Genomic DNA, 18,034 nt, shown 5'->3' with positions numbered 1-18,034 from the left:
ATAGGCATCGGTTCTACAGCAGCCAAGGGGCAGTCGGCCAAGTCGTCACTGCCCCTTTGTTGTTGAAGGACTACGGTAATGAGGTTTATTTCACCCGCACACTCAACCCAGTTCTTGAGATGCTTGATGCCATTTTTAGCGGAATTAGCATTGGCTCCGTGTTGCTCATTGCAGCATTAGGCCTGGCGATTGTGTTTGGGCTAATGGGTGTGATTAATATGGCCCACGGCGAGCTGATGATGCTCGGAGCCTACACAACGTTTTTGGTTCAGAATCTGTTCAAATCCTTCGGAGAGGGGGCGTTTGAAATTTATATTTTCCCAGCGCTGATTGCTGCTTTTATTGTGACAGCGATCGCGGGGGTAATTTTGGAACGGGGGGTGGTGCGATTTCTCTACGGTCGCCCTCTGGAAACCCTGTTGGCCACCTGGGGGGTGAGCCTGATGTTGCAGCAGTTTGTGCGCAGCATTAATTGGGTGATGGCGATCGGGCTGGTGCTGTTTTGTGCACTCTTTTTTGGGGCTTGGGGGCTGTTGGGTAAACGCACCAATTGGGTGGCCATCAAAACCCAGGCCCTGAGCATTTTGTTGCCGGTTTCAGCGGGGATTTCGCTCGCCGTGGGCAGCCTGTTAGCTCAACAATTTAAGTTAACGGTCACCAAGCCCTGGTTCGGAGCCCAAAACGTGGACGTGACGGCTCCCCGGTGGTTGCGGGGCGGGATTCCGATCGGGGATTCGCAATTACCTTCCACCCGATTGTTCATCATTGCCCTAACGATTCTTTGCCTCTTTGGCCTGTATTGGTTCCTGAATCGATCGCTCTGGGGCCTGCGCATCCGTGCCGTCACCCAAAATCGCAGCATGAGCGCCTGCTTGGGCATTGCCACCAACACCGTCGATTCCTTGACCTTTGCCCTCGGTTCCGGGCTGGCGGGAATTGCGGGCAGCGCGATCGCCCTGTTGGGTTCCGTGGGGCCCAACACCGGCCAAAACTACATCGTTGATACCTTCATGGTGGTGGTGGTGGGTGGTGTTGGCAAACTGGTTGGCTCGATCGTCGCCGCGTTGGCCATTGGTACTGCGAGTTTCCTGATTGGTTCCGGAACCCTGGCCGCTGTGTTCGAGAAGATTCCACCCCTTGCGGAGTTCTTCAACTTCTTTGCCACCGCCAGCATGGCTAAGGTGATGGTTTTTGCCGCCATCATCGTCTTTTTGCAAGTGCGTCCAGGCGGTCTTTTCCCCCAAAAGGGACGGACGGTCGAGTCCTAAACAGCAATCTGGGAAATGTTTTGCGGCTTATCCATTTCTCCAGATTGTGCGTTTTGCCAGCTTTGATTCTTTAGTTTCGATTCTTCAGTTTCGATTCTCAAATTCCAATTCGAGAATTGCAGCAATTGCTAACGACAATCCTCATTGCGGGATGTGAGTATGGGATCTTTACCTTCAACCCGAAAACAGCGATCAATTCCCCTCAGTTCGGAGGATTGGGCAGCCATTGTTCTCCTCATTGTGGCGCTTTTGATCCCACTGTTGCTGTCGGATTTTCGCCTGAACCTTCTGGGTCGCTATCTATCCTTGGCGATCGTGGCCTTGGGCATTGACCTGATCTGGGGCTATACGGGTCTGTTGAGCTTGGGGCATGGGGTGTTTTTTACCCTGGGTGGCTATGCCTTGGCCATGCACCTGAAGCTAGTACAAATTCCGCCCGATGCCACGGTGAAATTGCCAGAATTTATGTCCCTGTATGGGGTGACGGAACTACCTTGGTTTTGGCAACCGTTCTATAACTTTCCGGTAACTTTGGTTGGCATGGTTGCCGTTCCCATGGTTGCCGCTAGTATTCTGGGCTATTTGGTGTTTCGGAACCGAATTCGAGGCGTTTATTTCTCCATTCTGACCCAGGCGGCGACCATTGTTTTCTTCAACTTTTTCAATGGTCAGCAAAAGTTAATTAACGGTACCAATGGGTTGACCAATTTTGGGCAATTTCTGGGCTTTGATATTTCATCCCCAGGAACCCAAAAAATCATCTATTTCATCACGGTTGGTGGATTGGTGGTTGCCTATTTAGTCTGTCGTTGGCTCATTTCTGGCCGCTTTGGGCGACTCCTGATCGCCATTCGGGATGATGAACCTCGGGTGCGTTTTTCTGGCTACAACCCCACGGGTTTTAAGGTGGTGGTGTTTGCGGTTTCTGCGGCCCTGGCGGGGTTGGCAGGGGCATTATTTACCCTGCAATCGGGAATTGTGTCGCCCAAAACCATGGATATTCCCTTCTCGATCGAGATGGTGATTTGGGTGGCCGTCGGCGGGCGTGCCACGCTCCTGGGCGCAATTGTGGGAGCGGTGTTGGTGAACTTTGCCAAAAGCCTTTTGAGTGAACAATTCTCAGCAATTTGGCTCTTTTTCCAAGGGGGCTTGTTCCTACTGGTGGTGATGGTGTTGCCCGACGGCATTGTTGGTTGGCTCAAGACCTCTGGCATGGATTTAATCAACCGATTGATCGGTCGATCGCCCCAGCCGGTTGCTACCTATCCCAGCTTGGAAACCGATCCCGAAGTTCAATTTGAGCGCGAAGAATTGCAGGATAAATCATGACCCATTCTTTGGATCTGCCGACGGCGGCGGCTCAGCCAATCCTCGCCATTCAAAACCTGACCGTCAACTTTGATGGATTCAAGGCCCTGAATAACCTAACCTTCAGCATGGCCCCCGGCGAATTGCGGGTGGTGATTGGGCCCAACGGTGCAGGAAAAACCACGTTTTTGGACACAATCACGGGCAAGGTCAAGCCCACCCAAGGGGATGTGTTGTTTAAGGGCCGCAGTCTCAAAGGGCGCAGTGAATACGAAATTGCGCGCTTGGGTATTGGTCGCAAATTCCAAACGCCTCGGGTTTATCAAAACTTGACCGTGGCCCAAAATTTGGAACTGTCGGGCAATCCCCAAAAAGGCGTGCTCCATAGTTTGTTTCGGAAACCCCTGCGATCGGAACGACAGTCCGTTGCCCAGCTCTTGGAAACCCTAGGACTCACCAGCAAAGCCCAATTACCGGCGGCCCTGCTCTCCCATGGGGAAAAACAACGGCTAGAAATTGGCATGTTGGTTGCTCAATCGCCCGATCTTTTGTTGGTGGATGAACCGGCGGCCGGTTTAACCGATGAAGAAACCTACCAACTGGGAGAATTATTGATTTCTTTGGCAGAAGTTCATTCGATCATTGTGATTGAGCATGATATGGAATTTGTGCGGCAAATTGCCCGTACAGTGACGGTTTTACATGAGGGATCATTGCTGTTTGAAGGCACGATGGATGAAGTGCAAAGCGATGAACGGGTGATTGAAGTCTATTTGGGCAAAGAAGACGAGGACTAGGGATCTGGCAATTGCCCCTAGAAAAGACCCAAGTAATTGAGATGGAGGACTGGGGATGTTGAAGGTTTCGGGCTTGAATGTTTATTACGGTGAAAGTCATATTCTGCGCGATGTGGATATGACCGTTCGCGAAGGGGAAATGACTTGCTTAATTGGTCGGAATGGGGTGGGAAAAACGACGCTTCTGAAAACCATTGTGGGACTGCTGCCGCCTCGGAGCGGTGCGATCGCCCTGGCTGATTCTCCGATCGCCCATTTGTCTCCCGATCGCCGAGCAAAGTTGGGCATTGGCTATGTGCCCCAAGGTCGCGATATCATTCCCCGGCTGACGGTGCGGGAAAACCTGTTGTTGGGTTTGGAAGCTTGCCGAGGAACCGATCGCGCCGGAGCAAATGCCAAAGACTTAACGATTCCTGAAGAAATTTTTGATCTATTTCCGGTGTTGAAAACCATGCTGAATCGGATGGGGGGCGACCTGTCCGGCGGTCAACAACAGCAACTGGCGATCGGGCGGGCTTTGATGGGCAAACCGAAACTTTTGGTGCTGGATGAACCCACGGAAGGGATTCAACCCTCGATCGTGTTGCAGATTGAAGAAGCGGTGCAACATATCATTCGATCGACCGGCATTGCGGTGTTGTTAGTGGAACAGCACTTGCACTTTGTGCGCAAGGCTAATCACTACTACGCCATGCAAAAAGGCTCAATGGTGGCCTCCGGTGACACGAGCGAACTCAGCAACGAAACCATCCAACAATTCCTGGCGGTTTAGGGAATTGGTGTAGGGCGTGAATGCCGGATTTCGCCAGTCCTATTGCGCTCTCATCACGTTCTTATTGCGGGGACTTCCCTCAACTTTCCAAAATCTTGCTCCCGATCGCGATCGCATTCAATTGAAGCGGTAGGATCGGGAGGTTTTGAGTTGAGGAAACCTCCCGTGGCCTTGGTGCGTGTTCGTGAGCATGTCAATCCCCTCAGTCGCCATTATGATCGGGCGATCGAACCCCCCAATTGGTCGCAACTGTTTCGCCAACTCGATCGGCCCCTTCATCTCGACATTGGCTGTGCGAAGGGGCATTTCATCTTAGCCATGGGGGCCCAAGAGCCAACCTGGAACTTTTTGGGCCTCGAAATTCGCGAACCCTTGGTGCATCAAGCCAACCGCTGGGCCGAAGAACGCGGCCTCGAAAATGTGCGGTATTTGCCTTGTAATGCCAATCGCTCAATCCGCCCTCTGTTGGCATCCTTGCCCCCAGGAACTGTGCAGCGGGTAACGATTCAATTTCCCGATCCTTGGTTCAAAAAACGCCACCAAAAGCGCCGGGTCGTGCAACCCAGCTTGGTCAAGGATTTGGCGGAGTTTTTACCCTTGGGGGCACAGGTTTTTGTGCAATCAGACATCGAAGAAGTGGCGATCGAAATGCGCGATCGCTTCTGTGAACATGCGGCTTTTCGGCTCACCCATTCCCTTCCTTGGTTGACGCAAAATCCGTTACCGATTCCCACCGAACGGGAAAAATCGGTTTTGGATCAAGGCTTGCCGGTTTATCGGGCCTTGTTCGATCGCATTTGATGGCGAAATCTAGCAATTCACCGAATCGATCGAATTAATTTCACCGAATTAATTCCACCAAATCAATTTCACCGAATTAATTCCACCAAATCAATAGGGGCAGGTTCCCAGAACCCACCCCTACGGATTGCGCCGAACTGAGCGCCAAATTCAGTTTGAACTCCCTTGCATTCCAGTCGATCGCGATGCTAGGAAAAATCCTAGCCGCGATATTTACGGAAGGCGAGCGTTACGTTGTGACCACCAAAGCCAAAGGAATTTGACAGGGCCACTTCCACCGGCATTTCCCTTGCTTGATTGGGCACATAGTCCAAATCGCAAGCGGGGTCAGGATCATCCAGGTTAATGGTTGGCGGAACCTTGTTATGGACGATCGCCATGACCGTCGCCACTGCTTCAATTCCACCGGAGCCACCCAGGAGGTGGCCAGTCATGGACTTGGTAGAGCTAATGGCCACCTTGGAAGCCACGTCCTCACCCAAAGCCGCTTTGATGGCCGCTGTTTCCGTGGAATCGTTGGCGGGGGTGCTGGTTCCGTGGGCGTTGATGTAGTTCACTTGGTTGGGAGTGATGCCTGCATCCTTCATGGCCAAGCGAATGGCTCGGGCTGCGCCTTCCCCGCCGGGAACTGGAGCCGTCATGTGGTACGCATCGCAGGTCATCCCGTAGCCGATGATTTCCGCGTAAATTTTGGCTCCCCGGCTGAGGGCGTGATCCAGTTCTTCAAGCAACAGAATCCCGGCTCCTTCGCCCATGACGAAGCCGTCGCGTCCTTGGTCAAAGGGACGGCTGGCGCGGGTGGGATCATCGTTGCGGGTGGACATGGCCTTCATGGCTGCGAAGCCGGCCATCCCCAGCGGTGTGATGGCTGCTTCTGAGCCGCCGCACACGATCGCCTGGGCATAGCCTCGCTGCACGAGCCGGAACGCATCCCCGATCGAGTTGGATCCGGCCGCGCAAGCTGTCACCGTGCAAGAGTTTGGCCCCTTGGCCCCCAGTTGGATTGCCGTCAGACCAGCGGCCATGTTGGCAATCATGGTGGGAATCATGAAGGGGCTGCATCGATCGGGCCCACGATGGAGTAGCACTTCCACCTGGTCTTCGAGAACCTTCAGTCCCCCAATGCCGGTTCCGATTAACACCCCAACCTGCTCAGCGTTCAGGTCGTTGATCACGAACTGGGCATCTGCAACGGCTTGCTTACTGGCACAAACCGCGATTTGCGTGAACCGATCCATCCGCTTGGCATCTTTGCGATCGATGTATTGCAGCGGATCAAAGTCCTTCAGTTCGCCGGCAATTCGGCAGTCGTGGCGTGAGGCATCAAACAGCGTAACCGGCCCAATGCCGTTACGCCCCGCCATTAGCCCATCCCAATATTCACTGAGGGTGTTGCCAATGGGGGTAATTGCGCCCAGACCGGTGACGACAACGCGCCGACGGGGTTCGTCAGCGGGGGCCGCACCGGCAGCGCTTGCCACAGGGGTGTCAACGCGGTTGGAACTGGTCATGGTGATAACAGTCTGGAGGTCTGCAAACCCAGCACGAGAGGTCTACGAGCCGTCAGTGGGCGATCGGGCTGCAATAACTAAGATTGTTGAGCGAGGATATAGTCAACCGCTTCTTGCACGGTGGTGATTTTCTCAGCCGCTTCGTCAGGAATTTCGATATCAAATTCTTCTTCGAGGGCCATGACTAACTCAACGGTGTCCAGGGAGTCTGCACCCAGGTCGTTGCTAAAGCTAGCTTCCGGTACGACCTTTTCATCCTCAACGCTGAGCTGATCGGCTACGATTTTTTTAACTTTTTCGAAAATTAGAGCTGACATGATGACTCCTATTGGACAGCCCCCCAAGCCGCCCAGGTTCTAGTCTGACGGGGTGAGGGTTATCGTCGCACAACGGGGGTGCAATGATCGATCCGACAACAGATCTGAGCCGTTGAAAACTCTGAAAATGCTGCGATCGAGAAGGTGAGCGGGCGGGCCTTGCATCCGGCTCAGTCGGCTTGCGTCTGAATAGACCGCAGCGAGGCAGTCGGCTGGCTCGAAGATGACGATAACCAGGCCGCGACCAAGGGGCATCGAGACGGGTCACCGATGAGGGCGCATCTAAGCATTCCTTCATCTTATCGGAAAGCGGCCGTTGCGGGTGAGATTCTACGGGCGATTGCTCCCCGCAGTCCAATGCGAGTCGGTGGGCGGTTTGGGTTGACTTGGCGGGGCAGAAATTCTGGGGTGGGATCAAGGTACAGATACTGAAACCAAGCAACTGGCTCAGAATGGAACAGAATCCAAAAGATTTGCCCTAAACCCCAGTCACGCCCTTTAAACTCAGAACCATCAACGCCATGACAGCGCCATGACTGAGTTGCCATGCCTTAGTTGCCGCGATTCGGCTGCCACGATTCGGCTGCCGCGATTCGGTTGTCATGTGTTGTCACGTAATCGATGGCTCATGATTCGGCAGTGGCCACGATCGGCAATGACGTGATTGGCAATGAAGTGAATGGGCGTTTGATTAACCCTTGGGAGTAATTTAACGATGGTTGTTGCCCAGAGTGGAACACCGACGACATCGCGATCGACCGGTTCTTTTCCCGATCGCCAGCCGCTACAGGGTCGATCGGGCAAGCTGAAATATGCCTATTACCCGGGCTGTGTGGCCAAGGGGGCCTGTGGCGAGTTGCACCAATCCACCACCGCGATCGCCCGTGTTTTAGGCATTGAACTGGTGGAATTGACGGCGGCCGCCTGTTGTGGGTCAGGCACGTTCAAGGAAGAATCCCAACTGCTTGAAGATACGGTCAATGCTCGCAACATTGCCCTGGCTGAGGCCTTGGATTTACCGATGCTGACCCATTGCAGCACCTGCCAAGGGGTGATTGGCCATGTGGATGAGCGACTCAAAACCGCCCGCGATCGACAACCGGACTATTTCCAACAGGTGAATGGCCTGCTGTCGGATCAGGGTTGCTTGCCCTATCGGGGTTCCACGGAGGTGAAGCATTTGCTCTGGGCCCTGGTGGCCGACTATGGCATTGAAGCGATCGCCCAGCGGGTGACTCGCCAACTGGCCGGCCTCAACTGCGCCGCCTTTTATGGTTGCTATTTACTGCGGGCCCAGTCGTTCAATCGTTACGACAACGCCGACAACCCCCGATCGATGGAGCAAATTTTTGCGGCCTTGGGCGCTGGGGCGATCGACTACCGTGGGCGCACCCAATGCTGCGGTTGGCCCCTGGCCAGCTATGCCACTGAGGCCTCCTTCCAGTTGGCGGGAACCCACCTTGCCGAGGCGATCGCAGCGGGGGCCGACTGCCTGGTCACGCCCTGTCCCCTTTGTCATCTCAACCTCGATTCCCGACAACCGGAAGTGGCAAAAGTGACCGGGCGATCGCTCAACATCCCGGTGCTGCATCTGCCGCAACTGATTGGCCTGGCATTGGGCCTGGCCCCGCGCGATTTGGGCCTCGATCGCCACATTGTTTCCACGCGCCCAGTGCTCCAAAAGCTGGGTCTGGCTTAGGCATCAGCCCCCGGCGACGGGCGATCGACCCCGGCGGGAATCGGCCCCCAAATGACCCACAATGACTGGCCCCCGCCGTCAAGCTTGGTTTACCAACTTTAAATTTTTGCAACCTTCAAGGAAGCCACCAAAACTCGCAAGATACACTGAACGGTGATTTCAACGGATTCTCGGCACGATCGCCGTTTACTTCAAACCAAGGAATCGAAGGGAGTATTGCTTCAATGTCTCATTCGGTAAAAATTTACGACACCTGCATTGGCTGCACCCAATGCGTGCGCGCTTGCCCCACCGACGTGCTGGAGATGGTTCCCTGGGATGGCTGCAAGGCCGCTCAGATTGCTTCCTCGCCCCGCACCGAGGATTGCGTGGGTTGCAAGCGTTGCGAAACCGCTTGCCCCACCGACTTCTTGAGCATCCGTGTTTATCTGGGCGGCGAAACCACCCGCAGCATGGGCTTGGCTTACTAAGCCACGGCTTTTGATGTTGGTTGAAGTTGGCTTGGCTGAATTAGCACATCTTTGCTGGTTGGCTAAGTTGTCTTGCCGGGAGTCTCGATCGCATCCCCCGCTGGGGTGGTGAACTTGGGACAACGTTGCAGGAATTTTTTAGATGATTTTAAGAGTACGCACCCTTTGCGTACTCTTTACTTTGCTGAACTTTGCTGAAGTTTGGTGGTTTTAGAATTTTGGCAATTTCCAATTAAACCGTTTTAAACCGTTGTGGCGGCCATGTCGTAGTGAATTCCAGCGGCAGCCAGGCGATCGAGCGCTTCACCCAATCGGGGCAAATCGCAAATCAAGCTGACCCGCACATAGCCTTCGCCCCCCGGGCCAAAAGCATTCCCCGGCGTAAAAACAACGCCCGTTTGCTCCAACACCGAAAGGGCAAAATCCGTAGAAGTCAGACCCGGCGGGCAGGGAACCCACAGGTACATGGTGGCGCGGGTGGGCTTCAGAGACCAACCCAATTGGTTAAACCGCTCCACTAGGAAATCCCGGCGCGATCGATAGCGTGTTTGCACCTCCGTCAGGTAGGTATCAGGCATCGAAAGGGCGGTTTCCGCCGCCTTTTGCAGGGCTGAAAAGATGCCGTAGTCCAAATTGGTTTTCAGGGTGCGCAACCCCTGGACAATCTCCGTGTTCCCCACCACAAAACCAACCCGCCAGCCGGCCATGTTGTAGGTTTTCGAGAGGGTGTGGAATTCCACGCCAATTTCCTTTGCGCCCGGAATTTCCAGCAAGCTGGTGGGTTGATAGCCATCAAAGGCCAGCTCGGCATAGCAGAGATCGTGAACCAGCAGAATCTCGTGCTTGCGGGCAAAGGCCACGGCTTCCTCGTAAAACTCGCGGGGGGCGGTGGCGGCGGTGGGGTTGCTGGGGTAGTTAAAGTAGAGAATTTTGGCGCGATCGGCCACGTCGTCCGGGATGGAACCAAAATCAATCAGCCAATCCTGTTCTGCCTTGAGCATGATCGTGTACAGATCAGCGCCGGCCAGCAGGGGCCCCCGGAAGTGGGGAGGATAGGCAGGGCTAGGAACAAGAATGGTATCGCCCGGATTGATGTAGGCCAGCGCCAGGTGGGTTAGACCCTCCTTGGAACCCAACAGGGGCAGCGCTTCGCTGTCGGAATTGAGCTTTACGCCATAGCGCCGCTCATACCAATCGGTGATGGCGCGTCGAAAGCTGGCGTTGCCCTCAAAGGGGGGGTAACCGTGGCCGTTGGGATTGTCGAGGGCTTCTTTGGCGGCGGCAATGACCGGGGCGGGCGCGGGGCCGTCGGGGTTGCCCATGCCCAAATCAATCAAATCTAGGCCCTGTTCCCGGGCGCGGGCTTTCAGTTCGTCAAGGCGAGCAAAAACGTATTGTGGTAGGACGCGCAGGCGATCGGCTGGTTGAATTTTCATGGCTGAGTGACCTCCTCTCCGGTGTAGATGGGGGCCGCGGCGATCGGCCCGCCATCGGGGCTGAAGCTGCTGCGGCAGGGGGCGAGGGTTGACACCAGGGCCGCCATCACTTGGTCGGCACTCACGGGGAAGGGGAGGTGATGAATATCCGATCGCTCATGGCAGGCCAACTCTGCGGCCTGTTTCAAATCCTGAAGTGTCATTTGCCCAAGGCCCAGGTCTTCCAGGCAGCGCGGCAACCCGATCGCCTCGTAAAAACTCAGCAATTGGGCCCGGGCAGCGGCGGCCAACTGACTGCCTTGGATCATTTCTTCGAGCCGCAGTTGGGCCAAAATTCCGAGGGCCACCTTTTCGCCATGCAGCGTGCCGTGGCTGGCGCTGATGTGGGTGAGACCGTTGTGGATCGCATGGGCGGCCACGGTGCGACATTGGGCCCCGCCCAAACCGCCAATCACCCCGGCCATCAGCACGGAAGCATCAACCACTTCTTGCCACAGGGGGCCACCGGGTTGGGCGATCGCCTCGGCGGATTTTTGCAATAGCAAATCTCGCAGCACGCGGGCCGATTGAACGGCGGCAACGATCGTGGTTTGCTCAGAGCGCCCGCTGCTGATGGCGGCTTCATACCATTTGGCGATCGCGTCACCGATGCCCGCCACCAGGGTGCGAGTGGGGGCCGTCAGCACCAGTTGATAATCCAAAATCAGCAAATCGGGGCAGCGATCGAGCGTCACGTCATACAAAAACGCTCCCGATTCGGAATAAACATTCGAGAGGGCTGTCCAGGCGGCGCAAGTGGCCCCGGAACTGGGAATCGTGGCGATCGGGATTTTTAGTTGATGGGCCACCAGCTTGGCCGCATCCAGGGCCTTGCCGCCGCCGGTGCCGATGATGTAGTCCGCTCGATGGGTCTTGGCCGCCACGCGCAGGCGTTCCAGGCTGCTTTCACAGCAATCGGGCAAATAATTGGCGGCGGTGCTTTTAGCCCCGATTTGCTCCAAAATCGGTTGCAAAGGGGGTAGCAGGGCCGCCAGGGAGCGATCGCCCCCGATGATCAAGGGTCGCTTGCCCAACCGGGCCAGTTCTGCTCCTGCCTGGGCGATCGCACCCCAACCGCGTGTCACCCTGGCCGGGGCGATCGTTAAGGCTGGAATTGGCACGGTCACGGCAATAGGAGCAGTCGGCATGGCAGTCACCCACTACGATTAGGAATTGACCAGAAAGTACACTTTACTCTATGGCGGGAATAGACAGCGCACGATCATTTTTTGGCTGTCGTTGGCTGTTGTTGGCTGTCGCCAATGGTGACCTTATCGAATGTTGTTGCGATCCAATTTTCAACTCTGGCGGTGGCGGGCGATCGCGGCGCGCTGCTCAAGCCTTGGCCTGCTCTCTCTACTCTTAGGTTGCGTCAGTGACTTGCCCAAGGCACAGTTACCGAGCGTTACAGAACTGCCCAACGATCGGGACACCCTGATCGTGACCACGGACATTAATAATCAAGGCCCCGACCCATCACGGTTGGCATTTTATACGGCCGACTTACAAACGGGCTTGGTGGCTCGCTGGCTGCTGCAAAACGACGTGGAGATTGAGCAGCCCAACAAAAATCAAGCCCTAATTGAAAATGGCCCGCCCGTTTTGTTGCGCGATGGCAGCGGGTTGATCTATCAAGGCGTATTTTCCGGGCGATCGAGTCCCTTTTTGATTACGCCCCAAGGGGGAGTGCGATCGCTCACCGTTCCCCCCGCCGCCCAAAGCTCCAATGGCCGGCGGGCCTGGAGTGCCGATGGCCGTTGGTTGGCCTATGAACGAATTGAGTCGCGTGGTGAAGCCACTTTTTCGGAAATTTACTTACTCGATCGGCAAACGGGCCAACAGCGCCTTTGGCTCGCGAACGATGATGCCGATCGGGAAATTCGCTGGATGAGCTGGTCTCCCGATAGTCAGCGCCTGGCCGTTGCCCGCTATCAACTGGGGCAAGAGGCGGTGGATCTGACCCTGCTGGATTTGCAAAAGCCGCCCCAAGTGCTGATTCGGGAAGGAGAAACCACGCCTTTTCAAGTGCCCGAAGTCGCCATGTACGACTTCCAATGGTTACCGGATAGTCAGCGGCTGAGCTTTTTAAATCACCGCAACCCGGCCGTGCGCGGCAACGACGATCCGCTTGATGAATTTTTGAGTTTTCAGTGGCTGTTTCCCCAATCGTCCGGGGTGAAATCCCAGTCCTCAATTTGGATTTTAGATACTCGATCGCGCCAATTTCAGGAATTGCCGCTGGTGACCCAAGGGGAGCGCCTGGGGGATTTATCGGCCTATACCTGGTCACCGGACGGCCAACAACTGGCTTTGGTGGCCGGCTTTGCGGGCCCCTGTCGGCGGCTGGTGACCGCTGGTCAGGTCACCTGTAGTGACCATATCTATGTGGCGAGTGCGGATGGTCGGCGGCTGCGGCAGTTAACCCAGGTGGAGCAGTGGCCGAGCTATCGGGTGTTGTGGTTTTCTCCCCAACGTCCTGCGGGGCCATCATTCTGAGGGCAACTGATTTGAGCCTGATTTAGGCCTGATTTGAACTTGATTTGAGCCTGAGTTCTGCTTGATTTGAGCCTGATTTGTATCTTAGTGGCCTCAAATTCCGTGGAAGTGAACGAGCCAGCGAAAGAGCGACGGGAGAATGGCCTTTAAATTGGAGAAAGTATACATACACTGAGCCTAGCTTCCCGTGACTCCGCAGAATTCTGAGCCTTGGCAGTTCTCGATTGATCGGCTGCGTTCCCTCACTCGATATCGCTGCCAAACCGCTTGGCAGGGGTGGCGAGGGGAATTGCGCCTAGATTGGGCCTTGGATCCCGATCGGTGGTCGCGTTGGCCGCAGATGGCGGTGAATGATAAGGGCCACATCCCTGTGGCGGCGGGGCGATCGACCCTGTGGTTGGCCCAACGGATTGTGATTCCGGAATATTTGGCAGAACCCTACCCGATCGCGGGGCTGACGCTGCGACTGGCCTTGGGTTGGTGGGCGGAAGTGGCGGAAATTTATCTGAATGGGCAATTTGTCCAAGCGGGCGATCTCTTCGATCCGGCCTGTCGGCGGTTGCTGAGCGCGGCGGCGGAACCGGGCATGGCGTTTGATTTGGCGATTCGATTGGTGTCACCCGGCCATGATCAAGGGGCGCTGGTGAAGGCAGAGCTGATTTTTGAGACGGCTTCTTTGGTCGATCGCCTGGATCCGGGAACGCTGGCCGATGAGTTGGCGGTGGTGGCTCAGTTTGCCACTTTGGAATCGCCCGATCGCCCCGATCGCGCCAGTTTGGATCAGGCGATCCGTCAAATTCACTGGGCGGCCTTAGCCGATCGGGTGGCCTTTGAAGCCTCCCTGCAACGGGCCCGCCAAACCCTGGTGGCCGCCGGTTGGGCCGACTGGCTCAAGCAGCGACAAATTCACGCCGTGGGCCATGCTCACCTGGATATGGCTTGGCTCTGGCCCGTGGCGGATACCTGGGATGCGGCCGATCGCACCTTTCGATCGGTCTTGCAGTTGCAAACGGAATTTCCTGACCTCACCTTCACCCATTCCAGCCCGGCCCTGTTTGAGTGGTTGGCGGCCGATCGCCCGGCCCTGATGGCTCAAGTGCGCGATCGGGTTGCGGAAGGGCGGTGGGAACTGGCGGCGGGCCTGTGGATTGAGCCGGACTTGAACTGCATCAGCGGCGAATCGATCGCCCGCCAAATTCTTTACGGTCAACAATTTGCCCTGAACCATCAAGGCCAGTGGGTGGCGGATCAACCGGCCCGGATTGCCTGGTTGCCCGATACCTTTGGGTTCTGCTGGCAATTGCCGCAACTGTTGCGGTTAGGGGGCATTGATATTTTTGCCACCCAAAAACTGCGCTGGAACGACACCACCCGCTTTCCCCACGAGGCCATCACCTGGGAAAGCCCCGATGGGTCGCAAGTGTTGGGCTGGATGTTGCCGCCCATTGGCACGGACGCGGATCCCCTGGCGATCGCTCGGTATGCCGTCGATTGGGAACAGGCCACCGGCCAACCCACCAGCCTTTGGTTGCCGGGGCTGGGGGATCGAGGAGGCGGCCCCACCCGGGAAATGCTGGAGCAGTGGCAGCGTTGGTCTGCTTCTCCCCTATTCCCGCAGCTAGGGTTTGGACGGGTGACCGACTTGGGTGCAAAACTCGCCGCGATCGACACCTGGCCCCGCTGGCGCGATGAACTGTATCTGGAGTTTCATCGTGGTTGCTACACCACCCACTTGGATCAAAAGCTGGCCAACCGTCGCTGTGAAGGACTGCTGTATGAAGCGGAGCTTTGGTGGTCTTTGGCGGAAATGGCAGGGCTGGTGACTTCCGAGTTGGCCACCGCTGCTTTTGCAGACTTAGAGCAGGCCTGGAAACGGGTGCTGTTTAACCAATTCCATGACATTTTGCCCGGTACTTCGATCCCCGAAGTCTACGAAACCGTGAATGGGGATTGGCAGGTGGCGGAAGCCGGAGCCTTGGCCGGGCGCGATCGCGCATTAAGTCACTGGTGCGCTGCGATCGACCTGACCCAACCGCCCGTGGCCGGAGCTTCCCCCGTGGTGATTTTTAACAGCCTCAGTTGGGAGCGATCGGGCGTGGTGGAACTGGCGTTGCCCCCGGGATCTTGGCGAGCGGTGAGTGGCGATGGGCAACCGTTGTTAACTCAGCGATCGGGGCCCCGGGGCGATCAGTTGTTGGTGCAGGTGAATGACTGTCCCGGCGTGGGTTATCAATGCCTGTGGTTAGTGCCCGATGCCGAACCCACGATGGTGGATTTGCAACATTTACCCAGCGAGCCGCCGATTTTGCAAAATCCCTGGTTACGGGTCACGATCGATCCGATTACCGGCAACATCAGCAGTTTGTTTGACATCATCCAAAATTGCGAAATCTTGTCCGGCCCCGGCAACGAGCTGCAAGCCTTTCGGGACGCGGGGCAATATTGGGACGCTTGGAATATTGATCCCGCCTACGAAACCAACGCGCTGCCTCCGGCTCAACTGTTGGATTGGCGATGGGAAGAGTCCGGCCCCGTGCGCCAAGTTCTGCGAGTGCGGCGACAGGTGGGGCAATCGGTGATCACTCAAGATTACGTTCTGGAGTCCCGATCGCCCCTGTTGCAAATTCGCACTACCGCCCAATGGCAAGAAACCCAAGTGCTTTTAAAAGCCGCCTTTCCCCTCAGTGACGAACCGGATCTCGCCACCTATGAAATTCCTTGCGGGGCAATTGTTCGCCCCACCCGACCCAGCACCGCCGCCGAACAAGCAAAGTGGGAAGTGCCCGCCCTGCGCTGGGCTGACCTGGCCGCCCGGTTAATTGCGGATCATCCTGCTGTGCCTGGGCGATCGACCCCCGATGCGACCCCTGACGCGACCCCCGATCGGACTCCCCAAATTGCGGATCCCACGCCGCAGGATGTGGCGGCCTGGGGGGTGAGTTTATTAACCACGGGGCCCCATGGGTTTGATGCCAAGCCGGGGCAATTGCGCCTGAGTTTGTTGCGATCGCCCTGTTGGCCCGATCCCCACAGCGATCGGGGTACCTGGGAATTCACCTACGCAATCTATCCCCACTTGGGCGGCTGGCAAGGGGCCCAGACGGTGCAGCGATCGGCCGAGTTGCAATCACCGCTCTTGGCCTGTTGGGTTCCTGTGCCCGTCACTGAGGAGCCGCCATTAGCCGAAGCTGCGGCCGATTCGGCGATCGCGCCCCAGTTGCCCACCCAAGCCACCTTGCTCAACTTGGGCTGTGACTATGCCCAACTGATGGCCCTCACACGCCATCCCCAACGGGCCGATCGCTGGGTGTTGCGGCTTTATGAAAGTGTCGGCCGATCGGGTCAGTTGCACCTGACTAGCGATTTGCCCTTGACCTGGGGCGATCGGGTCAATTTGTTGGGCGATCCCCTGCCGGACTCCACCCCAACGCCCACAGCAACAACCCCAGCAGACCCCGCCAGCACAAAGGCGATCAAGCCCTGGCAAATTTGTTGCCTGGAACTCGATCGCCTCAACTAATCGCTCCCAATTGAACTTATTTCCCAGACTGGCTGGGAACCACGGTCTCCGTTAGCCGCCTAGGATTCCCTTGAAGATTCGTGAGCCTCGCCCTCCGGAGCCGCGCTGCGTGGCCGCGGTTTCGATGGCTTTTGGTCTCCGCTCCGTTGGGGCCGTGGTGTGGCGGGCCGAGTCCCTTCGGGTCGATCCCCCGGCGGGCGATCGTTCCGATTAAACCGGCGACCTCCGCCGCCCCGAGGCTTGTGGTTACCCGTCGGCTTGCGGGGTTTGCGGGGGGGCATTCGTCGGATGGATGTGCCCTGCACGATCGTCAGCACATCCCCTTCCCGCTTCACCTCCACATCCCAGAAATGGCCCACGGCTCGCTCACCCAGCACGCCCTTCAAGTGGATCTTGAACGCCTTCGCCTTGTCATCGGGGCGACGCGGCGCTTGCTGGATGCGCATGGTTACCGCCTCTTGGTCGGCCCGATGGAACATCACCTCGCCTCGGATCGAGAAAAATTCTTGATCCACCACGGCTGGTTCTAAAACCGGCTCATCGGATCCTTCCGGCGGCTTGCGGTGCAAGGTTTCCGGCTCCCAAACGCCCACCACTTGCAAATGCAGGTGATTTTCACGGGTGCGCGGATAAACCACCCACAGGTGTTCCTTATCGAGGTCGATGTGGTTTTTGACAAGGCTCATGACCCGGCCCAGCAACACCGCATCGATCTGGATATCGTTTTCCACCACCAAAGCACCCTTGGTTAGGCGCTCTTCGGAAGGCAGGTAGCGACCTCGCACCAGCCCGATCGCCCGGTATTGCATGGGGTCACTGGGGGGTGGAATGGGATGCAGTCGCAAACCAAGGGTGCTGTCCTCTTCCGAGATGGGAGCGGCTTCCTCCGGTTCCACGGGTTCCGGCGCGGCGGTCGGTTCGGGGGTGGCGGTTGGGTCTCGCCGCACGGGCTTGGAAATACTAACGATTTTGGCGGACTCTTTTTCCGATTTAGCGGCTTCCTTGCGAGGGGCTTCTTCGGCTTGAGCGGCGGGTGGATTGGGACGGACGGGGGGCGGGTTTGGCCGCTTGGGCCCGTTGTTCGGTGTGGATGACTCGGCCGCAGGCGGCTCAGACGGGGGACACATAAGACCTCCTTGCAGGGGACGGAGACAGGAGCGAGGAACAGAGATCAGTTCGGCGATCGGTCAGCGATCGGTCAGCCCGGCGATCGGTGCATCACGGTGCGCGTGGCGATGTGTATGACACTGGATCAGCGCGAATCAGAAATGCAAATCAAAAATGCAAATCAGGGCGATCGCGCCACAGCCATTGAAGATCATTTGGCAAAAATCATTTGGCAAAGATCCTTCAGGGCCGGGCCTCAGCCAGCTTCCCGAGATGAGCCGAGAAATGAGCCAAGAGACCTCAGACGAAACTGATTCGGAACTGATATTGACGGGGCCAACCCAGGACTCACCCAACCCCCTGGAATGGCATTTTCCAGAGACCAATCACCCCATGGGTTCATGGGGAACCTGAAGGATCCGGCTCAAGGGCCAAGACCCGGGGGCTGTCAATCTGCCTATTCTACTGAATGCATGGATAGCCCAAGGGAGTC

General features: G+C 56.8%; 14 protein-coding genes. 9 read left to right on the top strand and 5 right to left on the bottom strand.

From position 1 onward, the window contains the following. Window positions 1-119: 119 nt before the first annotated feature. The 5 genes from H6G53_RS09545 (at window position 120) to trmB (ending at window position 4,946) form a co-directional block, all read left to right on the top strand. Window positions 120-1,268, top strand: coding sequence for a branched-chain amino acid ABC transporter permease (locus tag H6G53_RS09545; RefSeq protein ID WP_190532341.1), 1,149 nt, complete (start codon window positions 120-122; stop codon window positions 1,266-1,268). A gap of 159 nt (window positions 1,269-1,427) precedes the next feature. Further along, on the top strand, window positions 1,428-2,597 hold the full coding sequence (gene urtC / locus H6G53_RS09540) for an urea ABC transporter permease subunit UrtC (RefSeq protein ID WP_099532336.1): 1,170 nt from the start codon (window positions 1,428-1,430) through the stop codon (window positions 2,595-2,597). Beyond that, entirely contained in the window at window positions 2,594-3,373 is a 780-nt protein-coding gene (urtD, locus tag H6G53_RS09535; RefSeq protein ID WP_099532335.1) for an urea ABC transporter ATP-binding protein UrtD, read from the top strand. The genes urtC and urtD overlap by 4 nt, the downstream gene beginning before the upstream one ends. A gap of 55 nt (window positions 3,374-3,428) precedes the next feature. Beyond that, window positions 3,429-4,145 carry an urea ABC transporter ATP-binding subunit UrtE gene (urtE, locus tag H6G53_RS09530; protein WP_190354631.1) on the top strand — a complete coding sequence of 239 codons (717 nt, stop codon included), beginning with the start codon at window positions 3,429-3,431 and terminating at the stop codon, window positions 4,143-4,145. Between the two features lie 150 nt (window positions 4,146-4,295). Further along, entirely contained in the window at window positions 4,296-4,946 is a 651-nt protein-coding gene (gene trmB / locus H6G53_RS09525; protein ID WP_242030838.1) for a tRNA (guanosine(46)-N7)-methyltransferase TrmB, read from the top strand. Window positions 4,947-5,146: 200 nt separating this feature from the next. On the opposite strand, the gene fabF is transcribed toward trmB, so the two are convergent. Next, window positions 5,147-6,457, bottom strand: coding sequence for a beta-ketoacyl-ACP synthase II (gene fabF / locus H6G53_RS09520; protein WP_099532332.1), 1,311 nt, complete (start codon window positions 6,455-6,457; stop codon window positions 5,147-5,149). Window positions 6,458-6,534: 77 nt separating this feature from the next. Further along, window positions 6,535-6,777, bottom strand: a complete 243-nt coding sequence (acpP, locus tag H6G53_RS09515) for an acyl carrier protein (RefSeq protein WP_099532356.1) — start codon at window positions 6,775-6,777, stop codon at window positions 6,535-6,537. A gap of 712 nt (window positions 6,778-7,489) precedes the next feature. Here acpP and H6G53_RS09510 point away from each other — a divergent pair. Beyond that, window positions 7,490-8,473: a CoB--CoM heterodisulfide reductase iron-sulfur subunit B family protein gene (locus H6G53_RS09510; protein ID WP_190527924.1), complete on the top strand. Its 984-nt coding sequence runs from the start codon at window positions 7,490-7,492 to the stop codon at window positions 8,471-8,473. 224 nt (window positions 8,474-8,697) lie between these two features. After that, the gene (gene psaC, locus H6G53_RS09505; protein WP_099532330.1) at window positions 8,698-8,943 is read left to right on the top strand and encodes a photosystem I iron-sulfur center protein PsaC; all 246 of its coding nucleotides are present in this window, start codon (window positions 8,698-8,700) and stop codon (window positions 8,941-8,943) included. A gap of 242 nt (window positions 8,944-9,185) precedes the next feature. Here psaC and H6G53_RS09500 read toward each other — a convergent pair whose 3' ends face one another. Further along, entirely contained in the window at window positions 9,186-10,379 is a 1,194-nt protein-coding gene (locus H6G53_RS09500) for an aspartate aminotransferase (RefSeq protein ID WP_099532329.1), read from the bottom strand. Further along, window positions 10,376-11,566, bottom strand: a complete 1,191-nt coding sequence (locus tag H6G53_RS09495) for an iron-containing alcohol dehydrogenase family protein (protein ID WP_190532319.1) — start codon at window positions 11,564-11,566, stop codon at window positions 10,376-10,378. Before H6G53_RS09495 ends, H6G53_RS09500 begins: the two co-directional genes overlap by 4 nt. A 130-nt stretch (window positions 11,567-11,696) precedes the next feature. On the opposite strand from H6G53_RS09495, the gene H6G53_RS09490 reads away from it, so the two are divergent. Next, the gene (locus H6G53_RS09490) at window positions 11,697-12,914 is read left to right on the top strand and encodes a PD40 domain-containing protein (RefSeq protein WP_190532316.1); all 1,218 of its coding nucleotides are present in this window, start codon (window positions 11,697-11,699) and stop codon (window positions 12,912-12,914) included. A gap of 187 nt (window positions 12,915-13,101) precedes the next feature. After that, on the top strand, window positions 13,102-16,434 hold the full coding sequence (locus tag H6G53_RS09485; RefSeq protein ID WP_190532314.1) for an alpha-mannosidase: 3,333 nt from the start codon (window positions 13,102-13,104) through the stop codon (window positions 16,432-16,434). 59 nt (window positions 16,435-16,493) lie between these two features. Here H6G53_RS09485 and H6G53_RS09480 read toward each other — a convergent pair whose 3' ends face one another. Beyond that, window positions 16,494-17,561, bottom strand: coding sequence for a hypothetical protein (locus H6G53_RS09480; RefSeq protein WP_099532325.1), 1,068 nt, complete (start codon window positions 17,559-17,561; stop codon window positions 16,494-16,496). Window positions 17,562-18,034 lie beyond the last annotated feature (473 nt).

The organism is Limnothrix sp. FACHB-406 (assembly GCF_014698235.1).
GTDB lineage: Bacteria > Cyanobacteriota > Cyanobacteriia > CACIAM-69d > CACIAM-69d > CACIAM-69d.
The sequence above is the reverse complement of the archived record's forward strand: the minus strand, read 5'-3'. Positions and strand labels throughout refer to the sequence as shown.